This window comes from Aureibacter tunicatorum, assembly GCF_036492635.1.
GTDB lineage: Bacteria > Bacteroidota > Bacteroidia > Cytophagales > Cyclobacteriaceae > Aureibacter > Aureibacter tunicatorum.
The window spans coordinates 1-5,000 of record NZ_AP025313.1; the positions used below are offsets into that span (position 1 = coordinate 1).

Consider the following 5,000-nt stretch of genomic DNA (forward strand, 5'->3'; position numbering starts at 1 on the left):
TGTTTGCTTTTCTGAAAAGCGAATGCAAAGGTATGAAGGATTTTTAAATTCGGCAACACTTGCTGTTTTTTTTTCGAATAAATTTTCAACTAAATCGTAAATTACTGATTTTTAGGTAATTACACTTTTAATGAGAGAAATATTTAAAAAATTCAACAGCAAAATTTACAAAAACGCACTTTAAAAAATTCAAAAACGAGAAAAACTTAAGAGCTTATAGATTACTAAGTCGCGCGCACGATGTACGCCCGCGCGTTGTTGTAACATTTTTTAACTATTTAACATATTTTAGGGCCTTGTAACTATTTGATATACAGGTCGTTACAAGGTCGAAAAACGACAGATTTTTGAGTAAAAGACGACAGATTTTTGAGTAAACGACGACAGATTTTTGAGTAAACGACGAGAAAAACTTAAATTGACGACAGATTTTTGAGTAAAAAATGTGGATAACTTTTTTTAGGAGTCATTTATTAGAAAAGTACAAAAAATGACGTTAGAAAGAGTTGTTTTAAATGTGAAACAAAAGGTACTGTATAGAGCTAAAAAAATATGTCTACGCCTGATTTTTCTTTTATGAAAAAAGGGAATTATAAACTGGTTAAAAAGAGTAATAAACTAGTTAATTCTCGTAATGGATTTTCTTTGTATCAACAGAGAATAATTCTTCTTATGACAACCTTGATTAAGGATACTGATGAAACTTCGGAATACAAGATTCCCATACATGATATCTTGGGTCTAGAAAGAGGTACAAAAATTCCAACAGGAAGCTATAGGCACATCAGGGAAGCTGCTGAAGGCCTAACTAATAGCTCTATAAGAATACAAGAAGGTAAAAGATGGAGGGCTTTATCTTTTATAACTGAGGCTAGAGGAGAGTATGGAAAGGACTACATTTACATACGATTTTCAATGGAAATGAGGCCTTATTTTTTAAACCTAAAAGAGCAATTTACAACTTACTTTTTACATAATGTTTATAGCTTTAAAAGTGCCTACTCTATTCGTGTATATGAGTTGCTTATCCAGTACTATCCTAACATAAAAAGTCGAAAGTTCGACTTAGAGCTCTTAAAAGACATGTTGGAGGTGAAAGATAGGTATAAGAGATTTTATGATTTTAGAAAGAGAGTTATTGATGTAGCAGTTGCAGAAATCAATGTGTATTCTGATATAAAAGTGAAGTATAATTTATTGAAAAAGGGTAGAGCTGTTATTGGTATAGAGTTTATTATTTCAGGAAATTCTCGAGTTCAGATACAGTCAGAAAGCGATCTTTTGGATAATGGGGATCTGAGTTTAATAAATAATACGAAGGTAGATAATAGAATTCCAGATTCTGTGAAAAAAGGAGATATATCTACTGTTATGTATCAAAAAATGCTATCTGAATATAATAAGGGGTTGGTTGATTATACTATTCAGAAAGTTGATGAAAAGAAAGATATTAAGAGTGTTACAGGGTATGTATTAAGAGCTCTTATGGGAGGTTTTTATGTTGATGAATACAATGCTAAAATGGGCTTTAATAAGACTTCAGAGGAATATTATGAAGAATATGTAGAGGTAGGAGAAAATGATTTATATGATGATCATATAGATATTGATAAAGCAAAAGAAGAATATGAAAAGAAATGGTCTGAGGTTTTAGATAAGTATTTGTCTGGTGAAGTTGAAGATGATCTTTATGAATACCTTTATGATAATCAAGATCACACAATGGGAGTTGTGCAGAGATATTTAAAAGAATGGAAAGAGGGGAATCCAACAAGAAATGCAAAGATAAATTTTGGTGCATGGCTGATTAGGAAGTATGGATCTGATGAAGAAAAGTCAATGATGGATTATAAGAAATATATGAAAGATAAATACGGTATTGATGTTTAATTTTATAGGGTATTCTTATATTTTATTTATTGTATTATTCTAATTTTATTCTAATGATTTATTTCTATAATAAGGTGTAATTTTAGTTTAAAATTATTTTGGTCTGATTCATTTTGATAATCTCTAATATTTATAATTAATATAAAGTCATTTGTAAGATATAATCTGTTTTTTTAGGAAAGGTGTTTTTTGAATTAAAATATAATTATATTAATTCATGTGTGTTTTTCTATTTCTATTTATTATTTATGTGATCATAAGAAATGTGTAAAAAACAATGATAAGTATGAGTATATCTATTCTGTAATATGGTTAGATTTTAGATCTTAATTAGTTTATAGTCAGTTATTTAAAGCTTTTTTATTTACTTTGATAAGCTAAGCTTGGAGTTAAAGTTAAAGTTAATGAATTACTTCATAAGTTATATGTAGAGGGAATTTAAAATATGATTTTTTAAATTTAACATAATGCTTAAGGTTCGTGTTACGTAATTTGAAATTGAATGAAAATTTCAAATTATTAAAGATGCAGAAATGTGAAAGTTGGCGTTGATCGGCGTTTTTAAAGACGCAGAAATGTGAAAGTTGGCGTTGATCGGTGTTTTTAAAGACGCAGAAATGTGAAAGTTGGTGTTGATCGGTGTTTTTAAAGACGCAGAAATGTGAAAGTTGGCGTTGATCGGTGTTTTTAAAGACGCAGAAATGTGAAAGTTGGTGTTGATCGGTGTTTTTAAAGACGCAGAAATGTGAAAGTTGGTGTTGATCGGTGTTTTTAAAGACGCAGAAATGTGAAAGTTGGCGTTGATCGGTGTTTTTAAAGACGCAGAAATGTGAAAGTTGGTGTTGATCGGTGTTTTTAAAGACGCAGAAATGTGAAAGTTGGTGTTGATTGGTGGTTTTTAAAGACGCAGAAATGTGAAAGTTGGTGTTGACCGGTGTTTTTTAAAGACGCAGAAATGTGAAAGTTGGTGTTGACCGGTGTTTTTAAAGACGCAGAAATGTGAAAGTTGGTATTGATCGGTGTTTTTAAAGACGCAGATAAAGACGCAGAAATGTGAAAGTTGGTGTTGATCGGTGGTTTTTAAAGACGCAGAAATGTGAAAACAGGCGTCTATCAGTGATTTTTAATTACAACTTGATAAGTTCTTTTTCTATCTTTATCGATTTAGCTGTTGGGTTTGTTTATGATTTTATAAGTATAAAAGTCCTATTGAAAAAAACGTTTAATGCATATGTTTTAATTGTGTTTAGTACAAATGCTAGAAATCATTTTTTTGAAAAAAACGGTAAGAATTAAATCCAAAAAACTGTTTTTAATCTAAAAAATATTATGTTAAATAATTGTATTCAAAATAAAAAAGCCTCATGTATAATATGAGGCTTGAATAATAAAATGGCGACGACTTACTCTCCCACCTTTTACGGCAGTACCATCAGCGCGGGCGGGCTTAACTTCTCTGTTCGATATGGGAAGAGGTGATCCCCGCCGCAATAATCACCATAAACTCTTGAATATTTTGATGACAAAACGATATGAAAGAAAAGATATGTTTCGATTGTATTTCTATTGAATTTCAGGGGGCGAAGCCCTACGAGAAAGCTTACGGGCAATTAGTACTGCTCGGCTTTGCCATTTCTGACTTTACACCTGCAGCCTATCAACGTCATCGTCTATAACGACCCTTATAAAGAGATCTCATCTTGAGGTGAGTTTCGCGCTTAGATGCTTTCAGCGCTTATCTCATCCGAACGTAGCTACTCAGCGATGCACCTGGCGGCACAACTGATAGACCAGCGGTTCGTTCAACTCGGTCCTCTCGTACTAAAGTCAAGTCCTCTCAAATCTCTAACGCCCACGACAGATAGGGACCGAACTGTCTCACGACGTTCTGAACCCAGCTCGCGTGCCACTTTAATGGGCGAACAGCCCAACCCTTGGGACCTTCTCCAGCCCCAGGATGTGACGAGCCGACATCGAGGTGCCAAACCTCCCCGTCGATGTGAGCTCTTGGGGGAGATCAGCCTGTTATCCCCAGAGTACCTTTTATCCTTTGAGCGATGGCCCTTCCATGCGGAACCACCGGATCACTATATCCTAGTTTCCTACCTGCTCGACTTGTAGGTCTCACAGTCAAGCTCCCTTATGCTATTGCGCTCTTCGCACGATTACCAACCGTACTGAGGGAACCTTTGAAAGCCTCCGTTACTCTTTTGGAGGCGACCACCCCAGTCAAACTACCCACCACACACTGTCTCCTTGTGGGATTAGGCATCAGATAATTGAAGGGTGGTATTTCAAGGACGACTAACCTACGCCTGGCGACGCAGGATCGAAGTCTCCCACCTATCCTACACATCAATTACCCAATACCAATGTGAAGCTATAGTAAAGGTTCATGGGGTCTTTCCGTCCCGTCGCGGGTAAACGGCATCTTCACCGTTACTACAATTTCACCGAGCTCGTGGCCGAGACAGTACCCAGATCGTTGCACCATTCGTGCAGGTCGGAACTTACCCGACAAGGAATTTCGCTACCTTAGGACCGTTATAGTTACGGCCGCCGTTTACTGGGGCTTCAGTTCAACGCTTTGCCGAAGCTAACGTCCCCCCTTAACCTTCCAGCACCGGGCAGGTGTCAGGCCTTATACATCATCTTTCGATTTCGCAAAGCCATGTGTTTTTGTTAAACAGTCGCCTGGGTCTTTTCACTGCGGCTTCTCCTTAATGGAGGAAGCACCCCTTCTCCCGAAGTTACAGGGTCATTTTGCCTAGTTCCTTAGCCACGAATCACTCGAGCACCTCAGGATTCTCTCCTTGACTACCTGTGTCGGTTTGCGGTACGGGTTGCTCAATACGTAACGCTTAGAAGTTTTTCTTGGAAGTCTGATTAGGCCTACTATCAACGCTCCCGAAGGATTGTTGTACTATCAGGTTTCAGCAGGTCCGGCGGATTTGCCTACCGGTCCTATACCTACACCCTTCAACGCGCTATTCCGTCAGCGCGCGAGGCTTTCACTACTCCGTCACTCCATCACTGTATTAAGCAAGTACGGGAATATTAACCCGTTGTCCATCGACTACCCCTTTCGGGTTCGCCTTAGGTCCCGACTA

At 36.9% G+C, this 5,000-nt stretch carries 1 protein-coding gene and 2 rRNA genes (1 of these 3 running past the window's edge); 1 reads left to right on the forward strand and 2 read right to left on the reverse strand.

What is annotated here, in order from left to right; translation table 11 throughout:
- The first annotated feature begins 576 nt into the window (after nucleotides 1–576).
- Nucleotides 577–1,890, forward strand: a complete 1,314-nt coding sequence (locus AABK36_RS25325; protein ID WP_309943467.1) for a replication initiation protein — start codon at nucleotides 577–579, stop codon at nucleotides 1,888–1,890.
- A 1,390-nt stretch (nucleotides 1,891–3,280) separates the two neighbouring features.
- On the opposite strand, the gene rrf is transcribed toward AABK36_RS25325, so the two are convergent.
- Nucleotides 3,281–3,392, reverse strand: a 5S ribosomal RNA gene (gene rrf, locus AABK36_RS25330).
- Between the two features lie 88 nt (nucleotides 3,393–3,480).
- Nucleotides 3,481–5,000: ribosomal RNA gene (locus AABK36_RS25335) — 23S ribosomal RNA — on the reverse strand; it runs 1,356 nt beyond the window's last position.